Origin of the sequence: Micromonospora globbae, assembly GCF_036184225.1 — a bacterium.
In the GTDB taxonomy this organism is placed as follows: Bacteria; Actinomycetota; Actinomycetes; order Mycobacteriales; family Micromonosporaceae; genus Micromonospora; species Micromonospora globbae.
In genome coordinates this window covers 6409729-6436291 of the sequence record NZ_CP108084.1, presented here as the reverse complement: position 1 = coordinate 6436291, position 26563 = coordinate 6409729, and the positions used below count along the sequence as shown (strand labels likewise).

Sequence of the window (26563 nt, the reverse complement as noted above, 5' to 3'; positions counted from 1 at the left end):
TTCCGGGCACGCGCTAATGTTCATTCTTGTTGGAACACGTTTGACCACGTGAGTACCCGAGCGGCCCGGAGGTGTGGCGATGCTGGCCCAGCAGCGGCAGGCGGCCATCCTGGAGCGGGTCCGGGCGACGGGCGGCGTGCGCGTCAGCGAGCTGGCCGCCGAGTTCGGCGTCTCGGACATGACCATCCGGCGCGACCTGGAGACGCTGCACGAGCGCGGCGTGCTGGCCAAGGTGCACGGCGGCGCCACCATCACCGGCCCCGGATCGACCGACGAACCCGGCTTCCGGGCGAAGTCCGTCCGGCAGCCCGCCGAGAAGGCGGCCATCGCCGCCCGGGCGGCCCAGCTCGTGCGGCCCGGCGCGGCGGTCGCCCTCTCGGCCGGCACCACGACGGCCGAACTCGCCCGCCGGCTGGTGGACGTGCCCGGGCTGACCGTGGTGACCAACTCGCTGCCGGTGGCCGAGATCCTGCACGCCGGTGGCCGGTCGGACCAGACGGTGGTGCTCACCGGCGGCGTCCGGACGCCGTCCGACGCGCTCGTCGGGCCGCTCGCCGTCGGCGCCATCCGGACGCTCCACCTGGACCTGCTCTTCCTCGGCGTGCACGGCATCAGCGAGCGGGCCGGGTTCACCACCCCCAACCTCATGGAGGCGGAGACCGACCGGGCCCTCGTCGCGGCCGCGGACCGGCTCGTGGTGCTCGCCGACCACACCAAGTGGGGCACCGTCGGCATCTCGTCGATCGTCGAGCTGTCCGCCGCGCACGTGCTGATCAGCGACGACGGGTTGCCGGGCGAGGCGCGGCGGGTACTCGGCGAGCGTGTGGGGGAACTGGTGACCGTGACGGCGACGGGCACGCCGCCGAGTGGAGGGGCTGCGGAGTGAAGCGCACCGCGATCCGGCTGGCCGACGGCCGGGAACTGATCTACTTCGACGAACGGGACGACGCCGTCCGGGACCAGCCGGACCGGCGGGAGCTGCCGTCCCTGCCGCCCGCGTCCCAACTGCGCTACGACCCGCTGACCGAGGAGTGGGTGGCGGTGGCCGTACACCGGCAGACCCGCACCTTCCTGCCCCCGCCGGACGAGTGCCCGCTCGACCCGTCCGTCGGCGACCGGCTCACCGAGATCCCCGCCCCCGACTACGACGTGGTGGTCTTCGAGAACCGGTTCCCGTCGCTGAGCGGCCACGTGGTCGACGCGCCCGGCGAGGTCACCCCGTTCACGCCGCTGCGGCCCGGGGTCGGCCGCTGCGAGGTGGTCTGCTTCACCTCCGACCACAACGCCTCGTTCGCGAGCCTCTCCCCCACCCGGGTGCGTACCGTGCTCGACGCGCTCGCCGACCGCACCGTGGCGCTCGGTGAGCTGCCCGGCGTGGAGCAGGTGTTCTGCTTCGAGAACCGGGGGGTCGAGATCGGCGTGACGCTGCACCACCCGCACGGCCAGATCTACGCGTACCCGTTCGTCACCCCGCGGACCCGGTCGATGCTCGCGGCCGCGCGCCGGTACGCCGAGCGCACCCTCGGCGGCAACCTCTACGCCGACGTGCTCGCCGCGGAACGCGCCGCCGGCGAGCGGGTGGTCGCGTCCAACGCGCACTGGACGGCGTACGTCCCGGCGGCCGCCCGCTGGCCGTTCGAGGTGCACGTTGCCCCGCACCGGCCGGTGCCGGACATCCCGGCGCTCGACGACGCCGAGCGGGACGCGTTCGCGCCGCTGTACCTGGACGTGCTGCGCCGCTTCGACGCGCTCTTCGACATGCCGATGCCCTACATCGCGGCGTGGCACCAGGCGCCGGTGCGGATCGACCGCGACCTCGGCCACCTGCACCTGCAGCTGTTCAGCATCCGACGGGCGAAGGACAAGCTGAAGTACCTGGCCGGCTCGGAGTCGGGCATGGGCGTCTTCATCAACGACATCGCCCCGGAGCGGGCCGCCGAGATGCTCCGCGCGGCGTAGCGGGGCCTCGGCCCGGACAGGGCGTCGGTGCCCGAGACAGGGCGCCGGGTGCCCGAGACAGGGCGCGGGGGGCCCGGGACAGGGCGCGGGGGGCCCGGGACAGGGCCCCCCGCAGGGAAGGGACGGCTGGCTGTGCACGACAGCCGGGAAGGCTGGCTGATCGGCACTCGTGCCGCGCGGCTACCGCGGTCAACCTTCCTGGACGCGACTGGCATCTCGTCCACCCTGGTCAACGAGGCGCGCCGGGGTGAGTGACGGAAACGCTCCCGCGCGCGTACGACGGGAGCCCGCCGGCGCGTGCCGGCGGGCTCCGTACGGTCGCTGGTGCGGATCAGGCCGCCAGCTTGCGCGCCAGGTTCTCGTCGAGCGCGTTCATGAACTCGTCGGTGGTCAGCCACGGGGCGTCCCGCGAGATCAGCAGCGCCAGGTCCTTGGTCATCTGGCCGCCCTCGACAGTCTCGATGCAGACCTGCTCCAGCGTGTTGGCGAACTCGGTGACCGCCGGGGTGCCGTCCAGCTTGCCCCGGTGGGCGAGGCCGCGGGTCCAGGCGAAGATCGACGCGATCGGGTTGGTCGAGGTCTTCTCGCCCTTCTGCCACTGCCGGTAGTGCCGGGTGACCGTGCCGTGGGCGGCCTCGGCCTCGACCGTGCGGCCGTCCGGGGTCATGAGCACCGAGGTCATGAGGCCGAGCGAGCCGAAGCCCTGGGCCACGGTGTCGGACTGCACGTCACCGTCGTAGTTCTTCGCGGCCCAGACGAAGCCGCCCTCCCACTTGAGCGCGGCGGCGACCATGTCGTCGATCAGCCGGTGCTCGTAGGTGAGGCCGGCCGCCTCGAACTCCGCCTTGAACTCGTTCTCGAAGACCTCGGCGAAGATGTCCTTGAACCGGCCGTCGTACGCCTTGAGGATCGTGTTCTTGGTGGACAGGTAGACCGGGTAGCCGCGGTCCAGGCCGTAGCGCATCGAGGCGCGGGCGAAGTCGCGGATCGAGTCGTCGAAGTTGTACATACCCATGGCGACGCCGCCGCCGGGGAAGTTGGCGACCTCCATCTCCATGGGGGCGGAACCGTCGGCCGGGGTGTAGGTGATCGTCACCGTGCCCGGGCCGGGGACGACGAAGTCCGTGGCCTTGTACTGGTCGCCGTGGGCGTGCCGGCCGATGATGATCGGCTTGGTCCAGCCGGGGACCAGCCGCGGCACGTTCGACATGATGATCGGCTCGCGGAAGACGACGCCGCCGAGGATGTTGCGGATGGTGCCGTTCGGCGACCGCCACATCTTCTTGAGGCCGAACTCCTCGACCCGGGCCTCGTCCGGGGTGATCGTCGCGCACTTGACGCCGACGCCGTGCTCCTTGATGGCGTTGGCGGCGTCGACGGTGACCTGGTCGTCGGTCTCGTCGCGGTGCTGGATCGAGAGGTCGTAGTACCGCAGGTCGACGTCGAGGTAGGGCAGGATCAGCTGCTCCCGGATCTGCTTCCAGATGATCCGGGTCATCTCGTCGCCGTCGAGCTCCACGACCGGGTTGTTTACCTTGATCTTCGCCATCGGCCGGCGCTCCTCTCGGGGGACACGTGCTCAAGCAGTACGAGCGTACTGGAAACTTGCCGGCGGTCCCCAGCCGGCCTCGGTCGGCGGGCGGCCCGCCTCCGTCGGCCGGGGTCGACGGGGTGCACGGCAGGGGGCGGTTGACGTCCACCCGCCGCACCCTCGGTCTATCACGTCACCACCCCGCCCGACGGCGAGGGGCCACCCCCGGCCCCCGTTGATCATGAGGTTACTGCCGTCCGCGTCGGCGTGTCGCGGCGATAACCTCATGATCATCGGGGCTCGGGGGGTGGGTGGAGACGCGGACGGGCGCGCCGGTTTCGCCGGCGCGCCCCGTCCGTGGCAGCTCAGGTCACATGTTGGCGATGTCGGCCTGCTTGGCGCGGACGGCCTCGGCGGCCTCCTTCAGGCTGGCCAGCTCGTCGGCGTCCAGCTCGGTCTCGACGACGCGCTTGACGCCCTCGGCGCCGATCTCGGCCTCGACGCCCAGGTAGACGCCGGAGATGCCGTACTGGCCGTCGACCCAGGCGCAGACCGGCATGACCTCGCCGGAGTCCTCGGCGACCGCCTTGGCCATGCGGGCGGCGGCGGCCGACGGCGCGTAGTACGCCGAGCCGGTCTTGAGCAGCGCGACGACCTCGGCGCCACCGTTACGGGTACGGACGACCAGGTCCTCGATCTGCTCGGCGGGCATCACGTCGCGCAGCGGCTTGCCGTTGACGGTGCTCCGCGACGGCACCGGCACCATGGTGTCGCCGTGCGAGCCGAGCGTGAGCGTCTTCACCGACGCGACCGGTACGTTCAGCGCCTCGGCCACGAAGTTGGTGAAGCGGGCGGTGTCGAGCATGCCGGCCTGGCCGAGCACCCGGTTGCGCGGGAACTGGGTAGCGATCTGCGCCAGCGCGGTCATCTCGTCGAGGGGGTTGGAGACGACGATGACGACGGCGTTCGGGGCGTACTTGGCCACGTTCTCGGAGACCTGGCGGACGATCTTGGCGTTCGTCTCCAGCAGGTCCATCCGGCTCATGCCCGGCTTGCGGGGCAGGCCGGCCGTGATCACCACGACGTCGGAGCCCTCGATGGCCTCGTAGCCCTCGCCGTTCGGGCCGGTGGTCACACCGACGACCTTGGTCTCGAAGCCCTCGATCGACCGCGACTGGTTCAGGTCCAGTGCGATGCCGGCGGGCTTCCCCTCGACGATGTCGGTGATCACGACGGTGTCGAAGATGTCGTACTCGGCCAGGCGCTGTGCGGTGGTGGAGCCGTAGAAGCCGGCCCCGACGACAGTGACCTTCTTACCCATGGTCGTCCCACTCCCTGATACCAGTCGGTTTTCCGGACCGTATCAGCCATCCTGGCACCCTTCCGGCCAGGGGCGGACGGTTATGGCGTACCCGGTCGAGAAGGGGCCCCTCCGCTACCGAATGGGTCGTCGACGGGTCCTTTCAGCCCTGCTCGGCGCGCTCCACCACGTTGGTGAGCAGCATGGCCCGGGTCATCGGGCCGACGCCGCCCGGCATCGGCACCAGCGCGCCGGCCACCTCGACCACCCCGGAGTCCACGTCGCCGGTGTAGCGACCCTTGCCGTCGGGCCCGATCACACGGGTGATGCCCACGTCGACGACGACCGCGCCGGGGCGGATCATGTCGGCGGTGAGCAGGCCGGGGACACCGGCGGCCACGATGACGATGTCGGCGGCCCGGGTGTGGGCGGCCAGGTCGAGGGTGCCGGTGTGGCAGAGCGTCACGGTCGCGTTCTCGCTGCGCCGGGTGAGCAGCAGGCCGAGCGGGCGGCCCACGGTGTTGCCCCGGCCGACCACCGCGACGGTGGCGCCGCGCAGCGGGACGTCGTACCGGCGGAGCAGTTCGACGATGCCGCGCGGAGTGCACGGCAGGGGGCCGGGGTAGCCGAGCACGAGCCGCCCCAGGTTGACCGGGTGCAGGCCGTCGGCGTCCTTCGCCGGGTCGATCAGTTCCAGGACCCGCTGGGTGTCGAGGTGGCCGGGCAGCGGCAGCTGGACGATGTAGCCGTGGCACGCCGGGTCCGCGTTCAGCTCGGCGAGCACCTCCTCGACCTGCTCCTGGGTCGCGTCGTCGGGCAGCTCCCGGCGGATCGAGGCGATGCCCACCTCGGCGCAGTCGCGGTGCTTGCCGTTGACGTACGCCTGGGATCCGGGATCGGAGCCGACCAGGACCGTGCCGAGGCCCGGGGTGATCCCGCGTTCGGCCAGGGCCTTGACCCGTGCCCGCAGCTCGTCCTTGATCTCCGCCGCGGTCGCCTTGCCGTCGAGAAGCGTCGCCGTCACGTGCAGATCGTCTCACGCCCGGCCGCCGCCGGTCGTGACGACCCGGGTTGCGGCCGGGTCCGGCGGCCCGCCTCCGGTTCAGCAAATCGTGACTGTCCGTGACATGAGATTAGTCACTCTCAGTGTCGGCCTTATGTTCCATCCTTGCCGAACAAGGACGGTGCGACCGCGTCGGTGACGATCCGGCGAAGCGACACCAGACATGACCGGACGGGCACGCCGGCCCCGTGGAGCCCGGTCGCTCTCGACCGGGAAATGCCTCGTCATAGCCCAATTCTCCGGTTCGGCCTAGCAGCGCGGCGGGCCCGCGGGCAAGGGGTGACAGCTCACTCCGTTACGGAGTCGAAACCAGCTCGTTGCCGAAGCCAACTTCCCGACCTACCGTTGCCGATCGTTGCGCAGCGTTACCCAGCGCCGGGCTTGACTGCGCAGTGTGAGGAGATGAGGAGGCTCAATGCGAGTTCGTAGGCTCGCCGCCTGGACCGCCCTCCCGCTCGCGGTGACGCTGGGCCTCGCGGCCTGCGGCAGCGGCGGCGACGGTGGGTCCGGCGGCAGCGGCTCCGAGGCGGTCAGCATCCAGATCGCCGAGCCGCAGCACCTGGTTCCGACCAACACCACCGAAACGTCCGGCTCGCAGGTGCTCGCCGGCCTGTTCGCCCCGCTCGTCGACTACGACGCGCAGAACAAGCCGTACGAGGTCGCGGCCGAGTCGGTCACGTCGTCGGACAACAAGGTCTGGACGATCAAGCTGAAGGACGGCTTCACCTTCCACAACGGTGAGAAGGTCACGTCCGACGACTACATCAACGCCTGGAACTACGGCGCGTACGCCCCGAACGGGCAGGGTGGCAGCTACTTCTTCGAGAAGATCGCCGGCTACCAGGACCTGCAGGGCGAGAAGCCGAAGGCCAAGGAGATGTCCGGCCTCAAGAAGCTGGACGACCTCACCTTCCAGGTGACGCTCTCCGAGCCGTACATCGACTTCAAGACGATGCTCGGCTACAACGCGTTCTACCCGCTGCCGGAGGCCGCGTTCTCCGCTCCGGGCGTGTTGAAGGACGGCTACGAGCAGGCCCCGATCGGCCAGGGCCCCTTCAAGATGAAGGGCACCTGGCAGCACGACAGCAAGATCGAGGTCGAGCGGTACGACGCGTACCCGCTCGAGAAGCCGAAGGTGCAGAGCGTCGAGTTCCGCGTCTACCAGCAGCTGACCGCGGCGTACGCGGACGTCCTGGCCGACAACCTCGACGTGCTGCCGACGATCCCCACCGAGAACCTGAGCACCGCGCCGACCGACCTGGGCGACCGTTACCAGACCAGCCCGATGTCGTCGTTCCAGTTCCTGGCCTTCCCGACCTTCGAGAAGGAGTACAGCAACCCGGACGTGCGCAAGGCGATCTCCATGGCGATCGACCGGGACGAGATCGTCAACTCGATCTTCAAGAAGTCCCAGACGTCGGCCCGTTCGTTCGTCTCGCCGGTGCTGCCGGGCTACCGGGAGAACACCACGGGCGCGGCGGGTGAGTTCAACCCGACCGAGGCCAAGAAGCTGTACCAGGCCGCGGGCGGCCCGTCGAAGATCACCATCTCCTACAACGGGGACGGTGGCCACAAGGACTGGGTCGACGCCACCTGCAACCAGCTGAAGGCCAACCTCGGCGTGGACTGCGTCGGCTCGGCCGAGCCGAAGTTCTCCGACCTGCTGAACAAGGTCGAGAAGAAGCAGCCGGTCGGCCTGTTCCGCCTGGGCTGGGTCATGGACTACCCGTCCATGGAGGACTACCTGGGCCCGCTGTACAGCACCAACGGCTCGTCGAACTACTACGGCTACAGCAACCCGGAGTTCGACAAGCTGGTCAAGGAGGGTTCGGCGGCGCCGACCCAGGCCGAGGCCATCAAGAAGTACCAGCAGGCCGAGGACATCCTGGCCAAGGACATGCCGGTGATCCCGCTCCGCTTCGGCGAGAACGTGTTCGGGCACTCGAGCAAGGTCAGCAACGTCGAGATGGACCTGTTCCAGCGGGTCAACCTCGTCAAGATCGAAGCGGCCAGCTGAGCTGACCGTGGTGCCGGGCCGTCCGGGAGTTTCCCCGGGCGGCCCGGCCACGCCCGGACCGGCCAGGTCGCTCGCCGTCCGGCCGGTCCCGGCCCGGGCCCCCGCCGGGCCACGACCGCGTCAAGGGCATCTCCGGTACGTCCAGACATGCGGTCTCGCGACCCTTTCGCGTTTTTCCAGAGAGACTGGGAAGTATGTTCCGCTACATCCTGCGCCGCCTCCTGCAGATGGTCCTGGCGTTCTTCGGGACCACGCTGATCGTCTACGCGCTGATGTTCGCCGGCCAGACCGACCCGATCCAGGCCCTCGCCGGCGAGCGCCCGGTGACCGCCGCGCAGCGGGCATACCTGACGGAGAAGTACCACCTCGACCAGACCGGCGTGGGCGGCTTCTTCTACCGCTACTTCGACTACGTCCGCAGCCTGCTCCAGGGCGACCTGGGCCAGTCGCTGACCGGACGCCAGATCGGAGACATCCTCCAGCAGGCCTGGCCGGTCACGGTGAAGCTCGCCCTCATCGCGCTCGCCGTGGCGGTGATCTTCGGCGTCACCGCCGGGGTGATCGCCGGCATCCGCCGCGCCAGCATCTTCGACAACGCGACGCTGGTGCTGACGCTGCTGGTGCTCGGCATCCCGACCATCGTGCTGGCGCCGCTCGCGCAGTACTTCCTCGGCGTCCGCTGGCCGGTCTTCCCACCCACCGCCGGCGCGGAACCCAGCTTCTACGCGCTGCTCCTGCCCGGCATCGTGCTCGGCTCGCTCTCCCTGGCCACCGCGCTACGGCTCACCCGCACCTCCGTGGCGGAGAACCTGCGCGCCGACTACGTGCGCACCGCCCGCTCGAAGGGCCTCGTGAAGCGGCGCATCGTCGGCATCCACGTGCTGCGCAACTCGCTCATCCCGGTGGTGACCTTCCTCGGCGTCGAGCTGGGCAACCTGATGAGCGGCGCGATCATCACGGAGGGCGTGTTCAACATCCCCGGCGTGGGCTTCAACCTCTTCCGGGGCATCCGCACCGAGGACGGCCCCCTGGTCGTGGGCTTCGTCAGCGTGCTCGTCGTGGTCTACCTGGTCTCGAACCTGCTGGTGGACGTTCTGTACGCCGTACTCGACCCGAGGATCCGCTATGAGTGAGCGCAGCGAACGAATGATCAACTCAGCGTTCCGCGGCTCGGCGCGCCCCGGAGCGCAGCGATGGGGTGCGCCGAGTGAGCGCAGCGAACGAATGATCAACTCAGCGTGCCAGGGCACTCATGCCGGCACCGAGCGGAGCGAGGCGGCATGAGTGACTTTGAGACCGTCGCATCCAGCGAGAACCAGGCCGCGCGGCGTGGCCCCTCGGGTGAGCCCGGCGCGCCGAACCAGGTGGGTGTGCAGAAGCCGCGCAGCCTCGCCGGCGACGCCTGGCGCGACCTGCGCCGCAACCCGATCTTCTGGATCTCCCTGGTCCTGGTCACGGTCGTCACCCTGATGGCGATCGTCCCGGGCCTGTTCACCGCGAACGACCCGCAGGACTGCGTGCTCTCGCGGCAGAACGCCGGGCCGTCCGGCGGGGCGATCTTCGGGTACGACTTCCAGGGCTGCGACACGTACGCCCGCGCGGTCTACGGCTCCCGCGCCTCGCTGCTGGTGGGCGCGCTCTCCGCGCTGTTCACCGGCGTGATCGCGCTGGTCGTCGGGATGCTCGCCGGCTACTTCGGCGGCTGGGTGGACGCGGTGCTGTCCCGGGTGATCGACATCGTGCTCGGCATCCCGCTGCTGCTGGCCGCGATCGTCCTGCTCAAGCGGGTTAGCACCGCCGGCCCGAACGCCCGGATCACCGCGGTCATCTTCGTGCTGGCCGTCCTCGGGTGGACCACGGCGGCGCGCGTCGTGCGCTCGTCGGTGATCACCGCCAAGGAGCAGGACTACGTGGCGGCGGCCCGGATGCTCGGCGCCGGCAACGGCCGGATCATGTGGCGGCACATCCTGCCGAACTCGCTGGCGCCCGCCATCGTGGTGCTGACGATCGCGCTCGGCACGTTCATCGCCGCCGAGGCCACGCTCTCGTTCCTGGGCATCGGCCTCAAGGCCCCGACCATCTCCTGGGGCCAGGACATCGACACCGGCCGGATCCACATGCGGGAGTCGTCGACCCCGCTGATCGTCCCGTCGGCCTTCCTCGCGCTGACCGTGCTGGCGTTCATCATGCTCGGCGACGCGATCCGTGACGCCTTCGACCCGAAGCTGCGGTGATCCTGCGATGACCAACTCCACCGTCCAACCCACGCCGGCCTCCGCCACGCCGGAGGGCGGCCACCTGCTCGAGGTCCGGGACCTGTACGTCGAGTTCCGCACCAGCGAGGGCGTGGCCAAGGTGATCAACGGCGTGTCGTACCACCTGGACGCCGGCGAGACGCTCGCCGTGCTGGGCGAGTCGGGCTCCGGCAAGTCGGTGACCGCTCAGGCGATCATGGGCATCCTCGACAGCCCGCCGGCGCACGTCCGTTCCGGCCAGATCCTCTACCAGGGGCGTGACCTGCTCACCCAGCCGGAGGAGCAGCGCCGGCAGGTGCGCGGCAAGGAGATCGCGATGATCTTCCAGGACGCGCTCTCGGCCCTGAACCCGGTCTTCCCGGTGGGCTGGCAGATCAGCGAGACGCTGCGGACGCGGGAGGGGATGTCCCGGGCGGACGCCCGCCGCCGCGCCATCGAGCTGATGGACCTCGTGAAGATCCCGGCCGCCGAGCGGCGCATCGGCGACTACCCGCACCAGTTCTCGGGCGGCATGCGGCAGCGCGTCATGATCGCGATGGCGCTGGCGCTCAACCCCAAGGTGCTGATCGCCGACGAGCCGACCACCGCGCTGGACGTCACCGTGCAGGCGCAGATCATGGACCTCCTCGCCGACCTGCGACGGGACCTCGGCATGGCCATGATCCTGATCACCCACGACCTGGGCGTGGTCGCGGGCGTCGCCGACCGGATCGCCGTGATGTACGCCGGCCGCATCGTCGAGCACGCCGACGTCCGGTCGCTCTACCGGGCGCCGGCGCACCCGTACACGAAGGGGTTGCTGGAGTCGATCCCGCGCCTGGACGTGCGCGGCCAGGAACTGGCGACCATCAGGGGCCTGCCGCCGAACCTCATGCGGATCCCGTCCGGCTGCCCCTTCCACCCGCGGTGCCCGTACGTGCAGCAGGTCTGCGTGGACGTGGTGCCGCACGACCTGGTCCTCGGCGACGGCCGGACCAGTGCATGCCACTTCGCGCAGGAGGTGCGTGATGACAGCGCCCGCTAGCTCCACCAAGGTCCGGGGCGAGACCATCCTCTCGGTCGACAACGTGGTGAAGCACTTCCCGATCTCCCAGGGTGTGCTGTTCAAGAAGCAGGTCGGCGCGGTCAAGGCCGTGGACGGCGTGAGCTTCGAGCTGCGCCGCGGTGAGACGCTCGGCGTGGTGGGCGAGTCCGGCTGCGGGAAGTCCACGCTGGCCCGGCTGCTCATGCGGCTGGAGACGCCGACGTCGGGGCGGGCGACCCTGGAGGGGCGGGACCTGTTCAAGGCCTCCGGCGCGGAGCTGCGCCGGCTGCGGCGCAACATGCAGATGGTCATGCAGGACCCGTACACCTCGCTGAACCCGCGGATGACCGTCGGCGACATCATCGGCGAGCCGTTCGAGATCCACCCGGACGCCGCGCCGCGCGGCAGCCGCCGCAAGCGGGTCCAGGAGCTGCTGGACGTCGTCGGGCTGAACCCGGAGCACATCAACCGGTACCCGCACCAGTTCTCCGGCGGCCAGCGGCAGCGCATCGGTATCGCCCGGGCGCTCGCCCTGCGCCCGGAGATCATCGTCTGCGACGAGCCGGTGTCGGCCCTCGACGTCTCCATCCAGGCCCAGGTGATCAACCTGCTGGAGCAGCTCCAGGACGAGTTCGGGCTCTCCTACATCTTCATCGCGCACGACCTGTCGGTCGTCCGGCACATCTCCGACCGGGTCGCCGTCATGTACCTCGGCAAGATCGTGGAGATCGGCACCGAGGACGAGATCTACGAGCGGGCCACCCACCCGTACACCCAGGCGCTGCTGTCGGCGGTGCCGGTGCCCGACCCCGAGGTACGCCACGAGCGGAACATCATCCGGCTGACCGGTGACGTGCCGTCGCCGGCCGACCCGCCGTCGGGCTGCCGGTTCCGCACGCGCTGCTGGAAGGCCCAGGAGGTCTGCGCGACCGAGGAGCCGCTCACGGTCGCGCGGGCCGCCGACCCGCACCCCTCGGCCTGCCACTTCGCCGAGGTCCGCCCGGCGGCCGCCTGACCCGGCGCGCCCCCCGCGCCCGGCCGGGCGCGGGGGGCGGGCTGGTCAGTGGAAGAAGTGGCGGGTGCCCGTGAGGTACATGGTCACGCCGGCCTCCTTGGCGGCCGCGATGACCTCCTCGTCGCGGATCGACCCGCCGGGCTGCACGATGGCCCGCACGCCGGCCTCGATGAGGATCTTCGGACCGTCGGCGAACGGGAAGAACGCGTCGGAGGCGCAGACCGCGCCGCGCGCCCGGTCGGCGCCGGCCCGGCGCACCGCGAGCTGCGCCGAGTCCACCCGGTTCACCTGCCCCATGCCCACGCCGACGGTCGCGCCGTCGCGGGCCAGCAGGATGGCGTTGCTCTTCACGGCGCGGACCGCCCGCCAGGCGAACGCGAGATCGCGCAGCGTCTCCTCGTCGGCCGGGTCGCCGGCCGCGAGCCGCCAGGTGGCCGGGTCGTCGCCCGGCGCGTCGACGCGGTCCGCCATCTGCACCAGCACACCGCCGCTGACCTGCCGCCACTCCGCGGGCGGCGGGTTCCAGGCCGGGGCGCGCAGCAGCCGGATGTTCTTCTTGCCCTGGAGGATCTCGACGGCGCCGTCGTCGTACCCCGGCGCCACCACCACCTCGGTGAAGATGTCGGCCACCTGCCGGGCCAGCTCCACGCTCACCGGCCGGTTCACCGCGATCACGCCCCCGTACGCGGAGACCGGGTCGCAGGCGTGCGCCTTGCGGTGCGCCTCGGCCACGTCCGCGCCGACGGCGATGCCGCACGGGTTGGCGTGCTTGATGATCGCCACCGCCGGCTGGTCGGGGAAGTCGTTCGCGGCCCGCCACGCGGCGTCCGCGTCGACGTAGTTGTTGTAGGACATCTCCTTGCCGTGCAGCTGCTCGGCCTGGGCCAGCCCGGCCGGCGCGTCCGGGTCGGTGTAGAGCGCGGCCGCCTGGTGCGGGTTCTCGCCGTAGCGCAGCGCCCGGTCCGCCCGCAGCGCCAGCCCGGCGAAGGCCGGCCACTCCGGCTCGCCGCCGAGCTGCACCGCGCACCAGTTGGCGACCGCCACGTCGTACTCGGCGATGTCGGCGAACGCCCGCGCCGCCAGGGCGCGGCGCTGCGTGAGGGTGAACCCGCCCGCGTCGAGCGCCTCCCGTACGGCCGGGTACGCCGACGGGTCCGTCACCACGGCGACCGAGGCGTGGTTCTTGGCCGCCGCGCGGACCATCGCCGGGCCGCCGATGTCGATCTGCTCCACGCACTCGTCGAGGCTCGCGCCGGAGGCCACCGTCGCCTGGAACGGGTAGAGGTTGCTCACCAGCAGGTCGAACGGCGCCACCCCCAGCTCGTCGAGCTGGTCGGCGTGCGACTGCTTCCGCAGGTCGGCCAGCAGGCCGGCGTGCACCTTCGGGTGCAGCGTCTTGACCCGCCCGTCGAGGACCTCGGGGAACCCGGTGACCGTCTCCACGGCCGTGACCGGCACTCCGGCGCCGGCGATCGTCGCCGCCGTGCTGCCGGTCGAGACGATCTCCACGCCGGCCGCGTGCAGCGCCCGGGCCAGCTCGACCAGGCCGGTCTTGTCGTAGACGCTGACCAGCGCCCGCCTGATCGGGCGACGCTCGTCCTGAGTGGAGCTCACGGGATCGTGACCTTTCTTCCGGTGATCGTCCAGCCGTTGCGGACCAGGCGGCCGACCTGCTCGACGAGCTGGCGCCGCTCGGCCGACTTGATGCGCTCGGTGAGCGTCTCCTCGTCGTCGTCGTCGAGGACCGGCACCGCCACCTGCGCGACGATCGGGCCGGTGTCCATTCCGGCGTCGACGAAGAAGAGGGTGGCTCCGGTGATCTTCACCCCGTAGGCGAGGGCGTCACGCGGGCCGTGGATGCCGGGGAACGCGGGCAACAGGGTGTTGTGCGTGTTCAGGTAGCGGTCGCCGAAGGCCGCGAGGAAGTGCGGCCCGACCAGCTTCAGGAAGCCCGCGGAGATGACCAGGTCCGGGCGGTGCGCGGCGACCTGTTCGGTGAGCGCGCGATCCCAGTCCTCGCGCGTGTCGTACGCCTTGAGCGGCACCACGAACGTCGGCACCCCGGCCGCGGCGGCGCGCTCCAGCCCGCCGATCCCGTCCCGGTCGGCGCCGACCGCGACCACCCGGGCGCCGTACGCCGGGTCGGCCGCGGCGTCCAGCAGTGCCTGCAGGTTGCTCCCCGATCCGGAGACGAGGACGACGATGCGGGCGGCGGACGCGGGCTCGGTCACCGGGCCACCCTACCGGGCAGGTCGGAGTGACCAGCGTCTGGGCGGCGCACGGACGGGCGACGACGGACTGGCGTCGAACCGGTACGCTGCGCCCGTTCGGGCCGGCGCGTGCCCGGTCCCGCATCGGTGCGGGACGGGACCGCCGCGTCGACAGGAGCGCCCACGCACGGCCGACGTCGGGGAGCCGCCGCTCGCGGCGTCGTGGTGCGGGTGCTGCGCGCCGGTGGCGCCGGCGCGATCATGGATAGCGACACGTACAGACGGACACAGCCAAGGAGCCTCGTCGCATGCAGCCCGGTAACCCCGGTCAGGACCCGTACGGCCAGCAGCCGAACCAGGATCCGACCGCCCAGCCGCACCACGACCCGTACGCCCCGCCGCCGGCCGCGCCCTACGGCCAGCAGCCGACCTCGGGCCAGCCGTACGGGCAGCAGCCCACCTCGGGGCAGCCGTACGGCCAGCCGCCGCAGGCGCCGTACGGGCAGCAGCCCACCTCGGGGCAGCCCTACGGCCAGCCGTACCAGGACCCGTACGCCCAGCAGCAGCCGTACGGCGCCGCCCCCACCTACCCAAACGCCGGCTACCCGCAGCAGTCCGGGCAGAACAACACCCTCGGCCTCGTGTCGATGATCCTCGGCATCGCGTCGATCCCGCTGGTGTGCTGCCTCTACCTGGGCATCCCGGTGGGCATCGCCGGCATCATCACCGGCTACCTGGCCAAGCAGAAAGTCGCCCAGGGGCAGGCCAACAACGCCGGGCAGGCGAAGGCCGGTCTGATCTGCGGCGCCGTCGGTGTCGGCCTCGGCATCGTGGTGCTCATCCTCGGCATCGTGGCGAACGTGAGCCTGCCGACCGAGCCCTGATCCGCGACGGAGTGGAAGGGGGCGCCCCGGCGGGGCGCCCCCTTCGTCGTCCTCGGTGGGGGCTCAGCGGGCCGCGGGGGCGCGGGTGAACGTGCGCGTGAGGGCCGCGCCGAGCAGGGCTCCCGCCGCGACCACCGCGGTGGTCACCGCGGCGACCTGCCAGGCGACCGGGCCCATCTGGGCCAGCCGACCGCCGCCGAGCGGCCCGGCCGAGGCGGCCGCCAGGATCCCGAGCAGCACACCGGCCACCGGGCCAGCGACGGCCGCCGGGCCGAGCAGCGGCCCCCAGGCCAGCGGCGTCCGCTCGTCGGCGGCGAGCCGGATCAGCCGGCGGGCGAGCAGCCATCCGGCCGTCATCCCGGCCAGCACCGGCACCGCGAGCAGCCCGGCGCCGAGCCCGTCCATCGGGCCGCGCGGCAGGCCGGCCAGCAGCGGTACGGCCGGCAGCGCGCCCACGGAGACCTCGCTCGTGCGGACGGCCGTGTCGGTGCCCACGGCGAACCCGGGACCGAGCAGGTAGCTGGCCGACCAGATCGTGGCGTTCGGCGCGTACGCGAGACTGACCAGGATGATCCCGGCCTGCCCGGCCACCCCGGTCCGGTACGCGCCGATCATGTCGGCCGCGTCACCGCCTCCGGTGGCCACGGCGAGCCCGGCGGCCCCGGCCCCGGCGGCGAGCAGCAGCAGGCCGGCGACCAGGCCGGTGCGGACGCCGTCCCGGGCGAGCGCCGGCGCGCGCTCGGCGAGCAGGGCGGCCACCCCGGTGATCCGCGCGGCGCCGGCGAGCGCGGCGCCCGCGCCGACCAGCGCGAAGGTCACCCCGGCGCGGACGGGTGACGCGGCCGGGCCGCCCAGGTCGGACAGTACGGCGGCGAGGACGCCGAGCGGCGCGTACCCGAGGCCGACCGCCCCGGCGGCGGTGAGCGCCTGCCGCGGTGAGCGGCCGCCGCGGGCGCCCATGGCCCGGCTGACGTGCACCCCGGCGCGGGTCAGACGCCAGATCACCAGCGCGGTGAGGGCCAGCGGGGCGAGCCCGAGCGGCCCGGCGTCGGTCCGCAGCGGCACGCCGTGCCCGAGCAGCCAGCCCGCCAGCCCCGCCCGCAGGGCGCCGACGACCGAGCCGGCGTCCTCGCTGAGCTGGGCGAGGCCGAGGACGATCGCGACCGGCAGGTACGAGGTGAGTCCGGCCCCGAGGGCGGCCACCGCCGCGGCCACCGCGAGCGGCGCCCGGGAGCGCGGCGACCCGCCGGCACGCGGGGCGGGCACTCGCCCGCCGGTGGCGGCACGGCTCGCCGGCCGGCCGTCGGCGGTGATCGCACCGGAGCGGCGGGTCTGCTCAGGGGTGTCGGGGGACATCGCGTCTACTCTGGCACGCCGTGTCCCCGGCGGCAGTCCGATACCGCCGCGCCACGGCCACGAGTTCCGATCTCCACGGTGCGCACCGGGACGTGCGCCGCCGCCCCTGGCACGCCCCCGCGGGGTGCGCGGGCCGGGCCGCGACCGCACGGGCGGAGAAGGCGGAGGGGGCCGACCGGTTCCGGTCGACCCCCTCGGTAGGCACCGTCCACTCAGCCAGCGGACATGATCTCCCGCATCAGGCGGGCGGTCTCGGTCGGCGTCTTGCCGACCTTGACGCCGACCGCCTCCAGCGCCGCCTTCTTCGCCTCGGCGGTGCCGGCGGAGCCGGAGATGATCGCACCGGCGTGGCCCATGGTCTTGCCGGGCGGCGCGGTGAAGCCGGCGATGTAGCCGACCACCGGCTTGGTGACGTTGGCCTTGATGAACTCGGCGGCCCGCTCCTCGGCGTCGCCGCCGATCTCGCCGATCATCACGATCGCGTCGGTGTCCGGGTCGGCCTCGAACGCCGCGAGGGCGTCGATGTGGGTGGTGCCGATGATCGGGTCACCACCGATGCCGACGCAGGTCGAGAAGCCGATGTCGCGCAGCTCGTACATCATCTGGTAGGTCAGCGTGCCGCTCTTGCTGACCAGGCCGATCCGGCCCGGGCCGGTGATGTCGGCCGGGATGATGCCGGCGTTCGAGGCACCCGGCGAGGCGATGCCGGGGCAGTTCGGCCCGATGATGCGGGTCCGCTCGCCCTTGGCCACGTTGTACGCCCAGAACGCGGCGGTGTCGTGCACCGGCACGCCCTCGGTGATGACCACGGCCAGCTCGATCCCGGCGTCGACCGCCTCGATCACCGCGGCCTTGGTGAACTGCGGCGGTACGAAGATCACCGTGACGTTCGCCCCGGTCTCCTTCATGGCGTCGGCCACGGTGGCGAAGACCGGAAGGGCCGTGCCGTCGAAGTCGACGGTCTGCCCCGCCTTGCGCGGGTTGGTGCCGCCCACGATGTTGGTGCCGGCGGCGAGCATCCGCCGGGTGTGCTTGGAACCCTCGGAGCCGGTCATCCCCTGCACGATGACCTTCGAGTCCTTGGTCAGCCAGATTGCCATGATCAGACCCCCGCAGCGGCCAGCTCGGCGGCCCGCTCGGCCGCGCCATCCATGGTGTCCACCCGCTGGATCAGCGGGTTGTTCGCGCCGTCGAGGATCGCCCGGCCCTCCTCGGCGTTGTTGCCGTCGAGCCGGACGACGAGCGGCTTCGTGACCTTCTCGCCGCGCTGCTCCAGCAGGGCGAGCGCCTGGACGATGCCGTTGGCGACCGCGTCGCAGGCGGTGATGCCGCCGAAGACGTTGACGAAGACGCTCTTCACCGAGGGGTCGGAGAGGACGATCTCCAGCCCGTTCGCCATCACGGCGGCGCTCGCGCCACCGCCGATGTCGAGGAAGTTCGCCGGCTTGACGCCGCCGTGCCGCTCACCGGCGTACGCGACCACGTCGAGCGTCGACATGACGAGGCCCGCGCCGTTGCCGATGATGCCGACCTCGCCGTCGAGCTTGACGTAGTTGAGGTCCTTCTCCTTGGCGGCCTGCTCCAGCGGGTCCACCGCGGCCTGGTCGACGAGCGCCTCGTGGTCCGGGTGGCGGAACGCGGCGTTCTCGTCGAGGCTCACCTTCGCGTCGAGCAGCAGCAGCTTGCCCTCGCGGGTCTTGGCGAGCGGGTTCACCTCGACGAGGGTCGCGTCCTCGGCGACGAACGCCTTCCAGAGCCCGACGGCCACCTCGACGACCTGGTCGGCGACGTCGGCCGGGAAGCCGGCGGCGTCGACGATCTCGCGCGCCTTCGCCTCGTCCACGCCCTCGACCGCGTCGATCGGCATCTTGACGACCTTCTCCGGGGTCTCCGCGGCGACCTGCTCGATGTCCATGCCGCCGGCGACGCTGGCGATGCAGAGGAAGGTGCGGTTCGCCCGGTCGAGCAGGTAGGAGAAGTAGTACTCCTCGGCCACGTCCGCGGTCACGGTGATCATGACCTTGTGGACGGTGTGACCCTTGATGTCCATGCCGAGGATGTCGGTGGCCCGGGCCACCGTCTCCTCCGCGCCCTCGGCCAGCTTCACGCCGCCGGCCTTGCCCCGGCCGCCGACCTTCACCTGAGCCTTGACGACCACCCGGCCGCCGAGGCGTTCGGCGATCGCGCGGGCCTCCTCCGGGGTCGTGGCGACGCCGCCGGCGAGCACGGGAAGTCCGTGCCGCTCGAACAGGTCCCGCCCCTGGTACTCGTACAGGTCCACGATTGCGCGTCCCGTCCCGTCTCCGCGGCGCGCCGTCGCGCCGCCACCAGCGTTTGGAAAACAGTTTGACGCCTGTCATCACATGAAACAGGCCATTGGCCGCAGCCTAGCGAGGTGGGCACCGGCGGCAACCGAGCGGGTGCGCGGTGTGCGGTAATGCACAACCACCCTCCGGACGTGGTCGCGTATCAGCCGTCCGGGCGATGTTGCGGTGGGTGCGTAACCCCTCCGGGAGGACGTCGTTGAGTCAGGTGTCGGAGCGCTGGTCAGCGCGAAGACGGGAGACGGCCGATGCCCTGTCGGTCGAGGGGTGGCGGCGGGGCATCGTGCATAGAGGGGCCGGACGTGTGAGGGGTGCGTCCGGCCCCTCCCCCTGTCCGGGGGTCGGCGGGCTCCCCGCCGGAGGTCGGCCGTGTCCCCCGCCCGGGACGCGCGCTCCGCCGTCGGGCCGGCGCAGCTCACCGGCTGCGCGTTCGACGTCCGGCCGGCTCAGCTCACCGGCTGCGCGACGTTCTGCCGCACCCACTCCACGATCGAGGCGGTCGTGGCGCCCGGCGTGAAGATCTTGGCGACGCCCAGGCGCTCCAGCTCCGGGATGTCGGCGTCGGGGATGATGCCGCCGCCGAAGACCACGATGTCCCGGGCGTCGCGCTCGGCGAGCAGTTCCAGCACCCGGCGGAAGAGGGTCATGTGCGCGCCGGAGAGCACGGATAGGCCCACGGCGTCGGCGTCCTCCTGGATGGCCGTCTCGACGATCTGCTCCGGGGTCTGGTGCAGGCCGGTGTAGATGACCTCCATACCGGCGTCGCGGAGGGCACGGGCGACCACCTTCGCGCCGCGGTCGTGGCCGTCCAGGCCGGGCTTCGCGACGACGACCCGAATACGAGAGCTCATCAGCGCACACCTTTCACCGGCTCGGCGGCCATTCACCTGAACGAACGGTAACCCGCGCGACGGGGGGTCGGAAATCCGGGCCGGAACTCCGTGCCGACCGGCCGCCCCGACGCGACGCCCTCGATTGGCCGCCCCGACGCGACGCCCTCGACCGGCCGCCCCGACGCGACGCCCTCGACCGGCGCCCCGGCGCGGCGCGACCCGGCGCGGGGTGGTGGGCCCGCACCGCGGCGTACCGGCGCCCCGGCGCGGTCCACCGGCGTGGTGGGCCGTGCAGCGCGCGCCGTCAAGCCGGACGACTCCGCCGTATCGGTCACGCTCCGCGACGAACGGACAGTAAACAGGGCGCCGATCGGCGTCGCGAGGCGCGACAATCTCGGACGCAAACGGACAGATCGCCGCGCCAATTCGGCGCTCCGGCTTGTGACTCGTGTTGCAGTTGGCTAACGTGTCCACGGTTGTCATCAGGTCCATGGACGGGTGACGACGTGGTCAGCGGAGGTTCACCCGAGCGTCACCGACGTCCGCCGGCCACTCGGAACCCCGACAACGGAGGGTGTGCGTGCGCCAGCGCCTGTCGTCTGAGCCCGATAGATATCGCGGTCGCCGCCGCGTACCCACCCCACCGCGGAGCCGCTACGCCGCCGTCGTCACCACCGCGTTCGTCGGCGCGGGCATCGTGGCGCTCGGCGCGAGCGCGCTGCCCGACGCGAAGGACTTCAACCCGGCGGCCCTCGACGAGGTCAGCCAGTCGTCGATCACCAGCGCCGACGCCGCGGCCCGCGAGAAGGCGGGCGACCGCGCCTCCCGGGACAGCGCCCGGGGCGAGGAGGCGGCCGAATCCGACGCATGGCTTCTGCCCCTGCAGGGTTACGACCTCAAGTCGTCCTACGGCGAGCGCTGGGGCAAGATGCACACCGGCGTCGACCTGGTCGCGCCCGAGGGCACTCCGTACGTCGCGATCCACGCCGGCACCGTCACGAAGGCCGGCTGGTTCGGCGGCTACGGCTACGCCGTGATCGTCCAGCACCCCGACGGCAGCGAGGCGATCTACGGGCACTCCTCCGTCCTGAGCGTGCGCGAGGGGCAGCAGGTCAAGGCCGGCGACCAGCTCGGGCTGGTCGGCAACACGGGCCACTCCTACGGCGCCCACCTGCATCTCGAGGTCCATGTCAAGGGCGAGCCGATCGACCCCAAGCCCTGGCTCTCCGAGCGCGGAGTGGACATCGAGCTGCAAGTGGAGACGTACTTCAACGACGTAGCGGCCTCCTGACGCTCCGTATCGCCCGTTGACCGCCCGGATCAACCGATCCGGGCGGTTTTCTGTGTGCGCCGGTAACCTGCGTCACTCGGACGAGTGTGACCACCGCCACGCCTTGGCGTGATCACTTAGCGGGTCAGAACGGCCACGACAGGACATACCGGTGCGGCCGATGACCCACGCCCCGTCCGTCCACCCCGCCCCCTCGATCGCCGCGGCCCCGCGGTTCACCAGGATCTGTCGGGTCCAGCCCCTCGACACGTGAAGGTTCACCGTGCAGGAAGACAGCAGCATCCAGAACGGGCAGCCCGCCGACGCCGAGGTGGTGCGGCACCGCCGGCCGGCCGGACGCGTCCGGCTCCTCGTGGTCGGAGCGGTCGCCGTGGTGGGCATCGGTGTCGCCGGCGCCGCCATCGCCACGACCGGGCACGACTCCGCACCCGCGCCCGTCTCGCTCGACGCCCAGGCACGTGCCGACGCCGCCGCCCGGGCCGACCGCTCCGCACGCGAGTCGAGCGCGCCGGTCACCCCCTCCGCCACGCCGCTGAGCCCGACCCCGAGCCCGACCAGCGCCCAACCGTCGCCCTCGGCGACGTCGGCCACGCCGAAGCCCAAGCCGACGGTGAAGAAGACGACGAAGCCGAAGCCGGCCTGGGTCATCCCGATGAAGGGCGCGACGATCACCTCCTGCTACGGCCCCCGCTGGGGCACCCTGCACGCGGGGATCGACTTCGCCATGCCCGACGGCACCCCGATCCACGCCGCCTTCGGCGGCACGGTGGTGAAGGCCGGTGACGCCGGCGACGGGTACGGCAACTCGGTCTTCATCGACCACGGCAACGGCTACCTGACCCACTACGCCCACCAGAGCCGGATCGCCGTCAGCGTCGGCGACAAGGTCACCGCCGGCGAGGTCATCGGGTACGAGGGCGCCACCGGCGACGCCACGGGCCCGCACCTGCACTTCGAGGTGCACAAGGGCCAGATGTGGAACCAGATCGACCCGGCACCGTTCCTGCGGGCCCGGGGCATCGACGTGGCCTGCTGACGGCCCGACCCGACACGCGTGGTGCGGGAGGCGACCCTCCCGCACCACGCCCGGTGCTCACCGGCCCTGGTCACCCACGACGTCCAGGACCCAGACGACGCCGAAGCGGTCCGTGAGCATCCCGTAGAGCGGCGCCCACGGCGCCGGCCCGAGCGGCCGCACGACGGTGGCTCCGCCGGACAGCCCCTCCCAGTACGCGGTGATCTCCTGCGCGCTCTCGCCACGGACGGACACGAAGAAGGAGTTCTCACCCCGCTCCCAGGGCATCGACGAGGGGACGTCGTAGGCCATCACCTGGAAGCCGTTGTCGGCGGCCACCTGGCCCCACATCACCTGGTCGGCCTCGGCCGGCTCCGACACGGCGCCGGCGTCCCGGTAGGTGACGACGGCGAGGTCGCCACCGAACACGGACCGGTAGAACTCGAGCGCGGATCGGGCGTCACCCCGGAAGTTCAGGTGGGTGACGGACTTGATCGACATGGTGTCTCCTCACGTGCGCCGTTGTTGGCGCGGACCACCGTCGCAGGAGTAGCGGTCAGATTGTGGCCGCTTGTCGGCGCACCATGGAGTGATGCCGACGACGTCAGCCCGACTGCTCTCACTGCTCTCGCTGCTCCAGGCACGCCGGGACTGGCCGGGGGCCCTGCTCGCCGAGCGGCTGGAGGTCAGCCCCCGCACGGTGCGTCGCGACGTCGACCGCCTGCGCGAACTCGGCTACCCGATCGTGGCCAGCCGGGGCCCCGACGGCGGGTACCGCCTCGGCGCCGGCACGCGACTGCCCCCACTGCTCTTCGACGACGAGCAGGCGGTGGCCCTCGCCATCGCCCTCCAGACCGCCGCCACCGCCGGCGCCGGCATCGAGGAGGCCGCGAGGCGCGCGCTCACCACCGTCCGGCAGGTCATGCCGGCACGGCTGCGCCACCGCGTCGACGCCCTCCAGGTCACCGCCGTCGACGCCGCCCCTCCGGATCCGCCGGCCGACAGCGGTGTGCTGGTGGCGCTCAGCGCCGCCGTCCGCGCCCGCGAGGTGCTGCGCTTCGACTACGCGCGCGCACCGGAACCCGACGACGGCGGGTCTCCGCCGAGACGGGTGGAGCCCCATCACCTCGTCACCTGGGGCGGGCGGTGGTACCTCGTGGCCTGGGACCTCGACCGGCGGGACTGGCGTACCTTCCGCGCCGACCGGATCACCCCGCGCACCCCCACCGGCCCCCGCTTCACCCCGCGCGAGCTGCCCACCGGTGACGTGGCCGCCTTCGTCACCGGCAGGTTCCGCGGCGCCGACGGCTCGGGCGACTGGCCGTGCCGGGGCGAGGTGGTCCTCGACCTTCCCGCCACCACCGTCGCCACCTACACCCGCGACGGGATCGTCGAGGAACTCGGCACGGACCGCTGCCGGCTCACCCTCGGCTCGTGGTCGTGGGCGGGCCTGGCCGCCGCCATCGGCAGGTTCGACGCGGACATCGAGGTCGTCGGGCCGGCCGAACTGCGGGACGCGTTCGCGCGCCTGGCCCGCCGCTACGCCCGGGCGGCGACCGGCGCGGTCAGCTGAGCCGGACGGCCGGCCCCGAGGCGCCCGCCCGTCACCGCCGGGACCGCACCGTCAGAGCTTGTCGATCGGGGCGTGCCGCAGCACCAGCCACAGGGTCTGGTCGCCGAAGTCGATCTGCGCCCGGGCGCCCGGGCCGTGCCCCTCCACCACGAGCACCCGACCCAGCCCGTAGCGCTGGTGGTTCACCCGGTCGCCGGCGGCCACCTTCGGCGCCTGCGGCAACTCGCTGGCCGTGGTGAGGCGGCTGCCGTCCACACCGAGCCGGCGGGCCAGTTGGGCCGCCTTCGGCGTACCGCCGGTGAAGCCGCCGCGTCCGCCGGGCGCGCGGTCCGCGCGGCCGCCGACGCCGCCTCCCCCGCCGGCCCACGAGGTGTACGACCCCTCGGTCCGCTCCCAGCGCACCAGCTCCGGCGGCAGCTCCTCCAGGAAACGCGACGGCGGGTTGTAGGCCGGCTGCCCCCACGCGGAGCGGGTGACCGCCCGGGAGAGGTAGAGGCGCTGCCGGGCACGGGTGATCCCCACGTACGCCAGTCGCCGCTCCTCCTCCAGCTCGCGGGTGTCGCCGAGCGACCGCAGGTGCGGGAACACGCCGTCCTCGAGACCGGTGAGGAATACCACCGGGAACTCCAGGCCCTTCGCCGTGTGCAGGGTCATGAGGGTGACCACGCCCTGGTGCTCCGGGTCGTCGGTGGGCACCTGGTCGGCGTCGGCGACGAGGGCGACCTGTTCGAGGAAGCCCGCCACGGTGGCCCGCTCCCCCTCGGCCCCGGTCGCCTCGATCCGCTCCGTGTACTCCCGGGCCACGCTCACGAGTTCCTGGAGGTTGTCGACCCGCCCGGCGTCCTGCGGGTCGATGCTCTCCTCCAGTTCGCTCAGGTAGCCCGAGCGGGTGAGCAGCGCCTCCAGCACCTCCTCGGGCGTGCCGGTGTCGGCCAGCTCGCGGGCGCCGTCCAGCAGGGCCACGAAGTCGGCGATGCCGTTCGCGGCACGGGTGGAGATGCCCGGCGCCTCCTTCGCCCGCCGCAGCGCCGCGCCGAAGGAGATCCGCTCCCGGCTGGCGAGGGCCTCGACGCACGCCTCCGCCCGCTCACCGATCCCCCGGCGCGGCGTGTTGAGGATCCGGCGCAGGCTGACCGTGTCGTCGTCGTTGACCACGGCGCGCAGGTAGGCCAGGGCGTCCCGGACCTCCTTGCGCTCGTAGAAGCGCACCCCGCCGACCACCTTGTACGGCAGGCCGACCCGGATGAACACCTCCTCGAAGACGCGCGACTGGGCGTTGGTGCGGTAGAACACCGCCACGTCACCCGGACGCGCCTCGCCGTCGTCGACCAGCCGGTCGATCTCGCGGGCCACCCAGTCCGCCTCGGCGTGCTCGGTGTCGGCCACGTAGCCCACGATCCGCTCGCCCGGCCCGGCGTCGCTCCACAGCCGCTTCGGCTTCCGCGACGTGTTGCGGTCGATCACCGCGTTGGCGGCGTTGAGGATCGTCTGGGTGGAGCGGTAGTTCTGCTCCAGCAGGATCGTCCGGGCGTCGGTGAAGTCCCGCTCGAACTCCAGGATGTTGCGGATGGTCGCGCCCCGGAACGCGTAGATCGACTGGTCCGCGTCACCCACCACGCAGAGCTCGGCCGGCGGCAGCCCCTCGGTGCCGGAGACCAGCTCCTTGATCAGGACGTACTGGGCGTGGTTGGTGTCCTGGTACTCGTCCACCAGCACGTGCCGGAACCGCCGGCGGTAGGTCTCGGCCACGTGCGGGTGCGACTGGAGCAGGTGCACCGTCGTCATGATCAGGTCGTCGAAGTCCAGCGCGTGGGCCTCGCGCAGCCGGCGCTGGTAGAGCGTGTACGCCTCGGCGAGCGCCCGCTCGTTGGGGCCCTTCGCCCGGGCCGCGAAGGCCTCCGGGTCGACCAGCTCGTTCTTCAGGTTGGAGACCTGGGCGGCGAGCCCCCGCGCCGGGTAGCGCTTCGGGTCGAGATCCAGCTCGCGGGCCACCATCTGCATCAGCCGGCGCGAGTCGTCCGCGTCGTAGATCGAGAACGTGGACTTCAGCCCGGCGTGCTCGTGCTCGGCCCGCAGGATGCGTACGCACGCCGAGTGGAACGTCGACACCCACATGAGCCGCGCCCGCGGGCCGACCAGCGCGGCGACCCGCTCCTTCATCTCACCGGCGGCCTTGTTGGTGAACGTGATCGCGATGATCTCCCCGGGGTGCACGTCCCGCGCGGCGAGCAGGTAGGCGATCCGGTGGGTGAGCACCCGCGTCTTGCCGGAGCCGGCGCCCGCGACGATCAGCAGGGGCGAGCCGGCGTGGGTGACGGCGTCGCGTTGCGGGCCGTTCAACCCCGTCAGCAGTTCCTGCGGGTCGAGACGGCTCCGACCGCCGCCGGGCCGGTGCGGGCGGGCAGGCTCGGGCGCGGGCGGGGACGCGGGGATGTCGAAGAGAGGATGCATCGCACGGCGAGTCTATGCCGCCGGCCGGACACTCCCGGACCGCGCACGCCCGACCCGGCGGGGAAGGCCGCCTCTCTGACGCGTCCCGGTCGCGGACGGGCCCCCTCGACGCCCACCGATGCCGTGCTCCCGGCCGGTGTCCGCCCGGTTCGTGGGATTCCTTGCGCGCCGGCCCCTGGGGTGGGCATACTCGACGGCGTGTTCGGTCAGCGTTACTACTTTTACTACGGCACCGGGAGTCCGGCTGCCGTAGGTCGCGCCTGATCGACAGACCTGCGAAGAAGCCCCGGGCTCCTGGAGCCCGGGGCTTTCTCGTGCCGGGTTCCGGGCTCCGGGCACGACGTCCGAGGGGTACGGCGATGATGACAGACGTGGCGCAGCAGAACGGCGGCCCGGCGCCGCGCGGCGACGAGGCGGCCGACGCGCCCGGTGAGCAGCGGGCGGCGACGCCCGGTGCGGGGG

At 72.1% G+C, this 26563-nt stretch carries 22 protein-coding genes; 11 read left to right on the top strand and 11 right to left on the bottom strand.

Features of this window, described 5'->3' with window-relative positions; genetic code table 11:
* Nucleotides 1–79: 79 nt before the first annotated feature.
* Together OG994_RS29515 and galT are read left to right on the top strand one after the other, a co-directional pair.
* Entirely contained in the window at nucleotides 80–886 is an 807-nt protein-coding gene (locus tag OG994_RS29515; protein ID WP_120328955.1) for a DeoR/GlpR family DNA-binding transcription regulator, read from the top strand.
* Nucleotides 883–1959 carry a galactose-1-phosphate uridylyltransferase gene (gene galT / locus OG994_RS29510; RefSeq protein ID WP_328851627.1) on the top strand — a complete coding sequence of 359 codons (1077 nt, stop codon included), beginning with the start codon at nucleotides 883–885 and terminating at the stop codon, nucleotides 1957–1959. Before OG994_RS29515 ends, galT begins: the two co-directional genes overlap by 4 nt.
* Before the next feature lie 331 nt (nucleotides 1960–2290).
* On the opposite strand, the gene OG994_RS29505 is transcribed toward galT, so the two are convergent.
* The 3 genes from OG994_RS29505 to OG994_RS29495 form a co-directional block, all read right to left on the bottom strand.
* Nucleotides 2291–3508, bottom strand: a complete 1218-nt coding sequence (locus OG994_RS29505) for an NADP-dependent isocitrate dehydrogenase (RefSeq protein WP_120328953.1) — start codon at nucleotides 3506–3508, stop codon at nucleotides 2291–2293.
* Between the two features lie 352 nt (nucleotides 3509–3860).
* Nucleotides 3861–4811: a malate dehydrogenase gene (mdh, locus tag OG994_RS29500; RefSeq protein WP_120328952.1), complete on the bottom strand. Its 951-nt coding sequence runs from the start codon at nucleotides 4809–4811 to the stop codon at nucleotides 3861–3863.
* A gap of 142 nt (nucleotides 4812–4953) precedes the next feature.
* Entirely contained in the window at nucleotides 4954–5814 is an 861-nt protein-coding gene (locus tag OG994_RS29495) for a bifunctional methylenetetrahydrofolate dehydrogenase/methenyltetrahydrofolate cyclohydrolase (RefSeq protein ID WP_120328951.1), read from the bottom strand.
* A 454-nt stretch (nucleotides 5815–6268) separates the two neighbouring features.
* On the opposite strand from OG994_RS29495, the gene OG994_RS29490 reads away from it, so the two are divergent.
* From OG994_RS29490 to OG994_RS29470, 5 genes are all read left to right on the top strand, one after another.
* Nucleotides 6269–7870 (top strand): peptide ABC transporter substrate-binding protein, encoded by a 1602-nt coding sequence (locus OG994_RS29490; protein WP_120328950.1) that lies wholly within the window; start codon nucleotides 6269–6271, stop codon nucleotides 7868–7870.
* A gap of 194 nt (nucleotides 7871–8064) precedes the next feature.
* Nucleotides 8065–9003: an ABC transporter permease gene (locus tag OG994_RS29485; protein WP_120328949.1), complete on the top strand. Its 939-nt coding sequence runs from the start codon at nucleotides 8065–8067 to the stop codon at nucleotides 9001–9003.
* 147 nt (nucleotides 9004–9150) lie between these two features.
* Entirely contained in the window at nucleotides 9151–10104 is a 954-nt protein-coding gene (locus OG994_RS29480) for an ABC transporter permease (protein WP_120328948.1), read from the top strand.
* Nucleotides 10105–10111: 7 nt separating this feature from the next.
* The gene (locus OG994_RS29475) at nucleotides 10112–11149 is read left to right on the top strand and encodes an ABC transporter ATP-binding protein (protein ID WP_328851626.1); all 1038 of its coding nucleotides are present in this window, start codon (nucleotides 10112–10114) and stop codon (nucleotides 11147–11149) included.
* Nucleotides 11133–12164 (top strand): ABC transporter ATP-binding protein, encoded by a 1032-nt coding sequence (locus tag OG994_RS29470; protein ID WP_328851625.1) that lies wholly within the window; start codon nucleotides 11133–11135, stop codon nucleotides 12162–12164. Before OG994_RS29475 ends, OG994_RS29470 begins: the two co-directional genes overlap by 17 nt.
* Before the next feature lie 45 nt (nucleotides 12165–12209).
* Here OG994_RS29470 and purH read toward each other — a convergent pair whose 3' ends face one another.
* Together purH and purN are read right to left on the bottom strand one after the other, a co-directional pair.
* Nucleotides 12210–13778, bottom strand: coding sequence for a bifunctional phosphoribosylaminoimidazolecarboxamide formyltransferase/IMP cyclohydrolase (gene purH, locus OG994_RS29465; RefSeq protein ID WP_328851624.1), 1569 nt, complete (start codon nucleotides 13776–13778; stop codon nucleotides 12210–12212).
* On the bottom strand, nucleotides 13775–14395 hold the full coding sequence (gene purN / locus OG994_RS29460; protein ID WP_328851623.1) for a phosphoribosylglycinamide formyltransferase: 621 nt from the start codon (nucleotides 14393–14395) through the stop codon (nucleotides 13775–13777). The genes purH and purN overlap by 4 nt, the downstream gene beginning before the upstream one ends.
* A gap of 287 nt (nucleotides 14396–14682) precedes the next feature.
* Here purN and OG994_RS29455 point away from each other — a divergent pair, with 287 nt between their 5' ends.
* A complete protein-coding gene (locus OG994_RS29455) occupies nucleotides 14683–15258 on the top strand; it encodes a DUF4190 domain-containing protein (protein ID WP_120328943.1) in 576 nt (191 codons plus the stop codon).
* Nucleotides 15259–15321: 63 nt separating this feature from the next.
* Here OG994_RS29455 and OG994_RS29450 read toward each other — a convergent pair whose 3' ends face one another.
* From OG994_RS29450 to OG994_RS29435, 4 genes are all read right to left on the bottom strand, one after another.
* Nucleotides 15322–16614 carry a cell division protein PerM gene (locus OG994_RS29450; protein WP_328851622.1) on the bottom strand — a complete coding sequence of 431 codons (1293 nt, stop codon included), beginning with the start codon at nucleotides 16612–16614 and terminating at the stop codon, nucleotides 15322–15324.
* Nucleotides 16615–16826: 212 nt separating this feature from the next.
* On the bottom strand, nucleotides 16827–17714 hold the full coding sequence (sucD, locus tag OG994_RS29445; RefSeq protein ID WP_328851621.1) for a succinate--CoA ligase subunit alpha: 888 nt from the start codon (nucleotides 17712–17714) through the stop codon (nucleotides 16827–16829).
* A 2-nt stretch (nucleotides 17715–17716) separates the two neighbouring features.
* Nucleotides 17717–18895 (bottom strand): ADP-forming succinate--CoA ligase subunit beta, encoded by a 1179-nt coding sequence (sucC, locus tag OG994_RS29440; RefSeq protein ID WP_120328940.1) that lies wholly within the window; start codon nucleotides 18893–18895, stop codon nucleotides 17717–17719.
* A gap of 489 nt (nucleotides 18896–19384) precedes the next feature.
* Nucleotides 19385–19789, bottom strand: a complete 405-nt coding sequence (locus OG994_RS29435; protein ID WP_120328939.1) for a cobalamin B12-binding domain-containing protein — start codon at nucleotides 19787–19789, stop codon at nucleotides 19385–19387.
* Nucleotides 19790–20351: 562 nt separating this feature from the next.
* Between OG994_RS29435 and OG994_RS29430 the strand changes: the two genes are divergently transcribed.
* Entirely contained in the window at nucleotides 20352–21062 is a 711-nt protein-coding gene (locus OG994_RS29430; protein WP_328851620.1) for a M23 family metallopeptidase, read from the top strand.
* Between the two features lie 280 nt (nucleotides 21063–21342).
* Nucleotides 21343–22098, top strand: a complete 756-nt coding sequence (locus OG994_RS29425; protein ID WP_406109292.1) for a peptidoglycan DD-metalloendopeptidase family protein — start codon at nucleotides 21343–21345, stop codon at nucleotides 22096–22098.
* Between the two features lie 57 nt (nucleotides 22099–22155).
* On the opposite strand, the gene OG994_RS29420 is transcribed toward OG994_RS29425, so the two are convergent.
* Nucleotides 22156–22578, bottom strand: a complete 423-nt coding sequence (locus OG994_RS29420; protein ID WP_328851619.1) for a VOC family protein — start codon at nucleotides 22576–22578, stop codon at nucleotides 22156–22158.
* 91 nt (nucleotides 22579–22669) lie between these two features.
* On the opposite strand from OG994_RS29420, the gene OG994_RS29415 reads away from it, so the two are divergent.
* A complete protein-coding gene (locus OG994_RS29415; protein ID WP_328851618.1) occupies nucleotides 22670–23650 on the top strand; it encodes a helix-turn-helix transcriptional regulator in 981 nt (326 codons plus the stop codon).
* 51 nt (nucleotides 23651–23701) lie between these two features.
* Here the strand turns inward: OG994_RS29415 and pcrA are convergent, their stop codons facing one another.
* Complete coding sequence (gene pcrA / locus OG994_RS29410) at nucleotides 23702–26101, bottom strand: DNA helicase PcrA (protein ID WP_328851617.1); 2400 nt, start codon at nucleotides 26099–26101, stop codon at nucleotides 23702–23704.
* Between the last annotated feature and the right edge of the window lie 462 nt (nucleotides 26102–26563).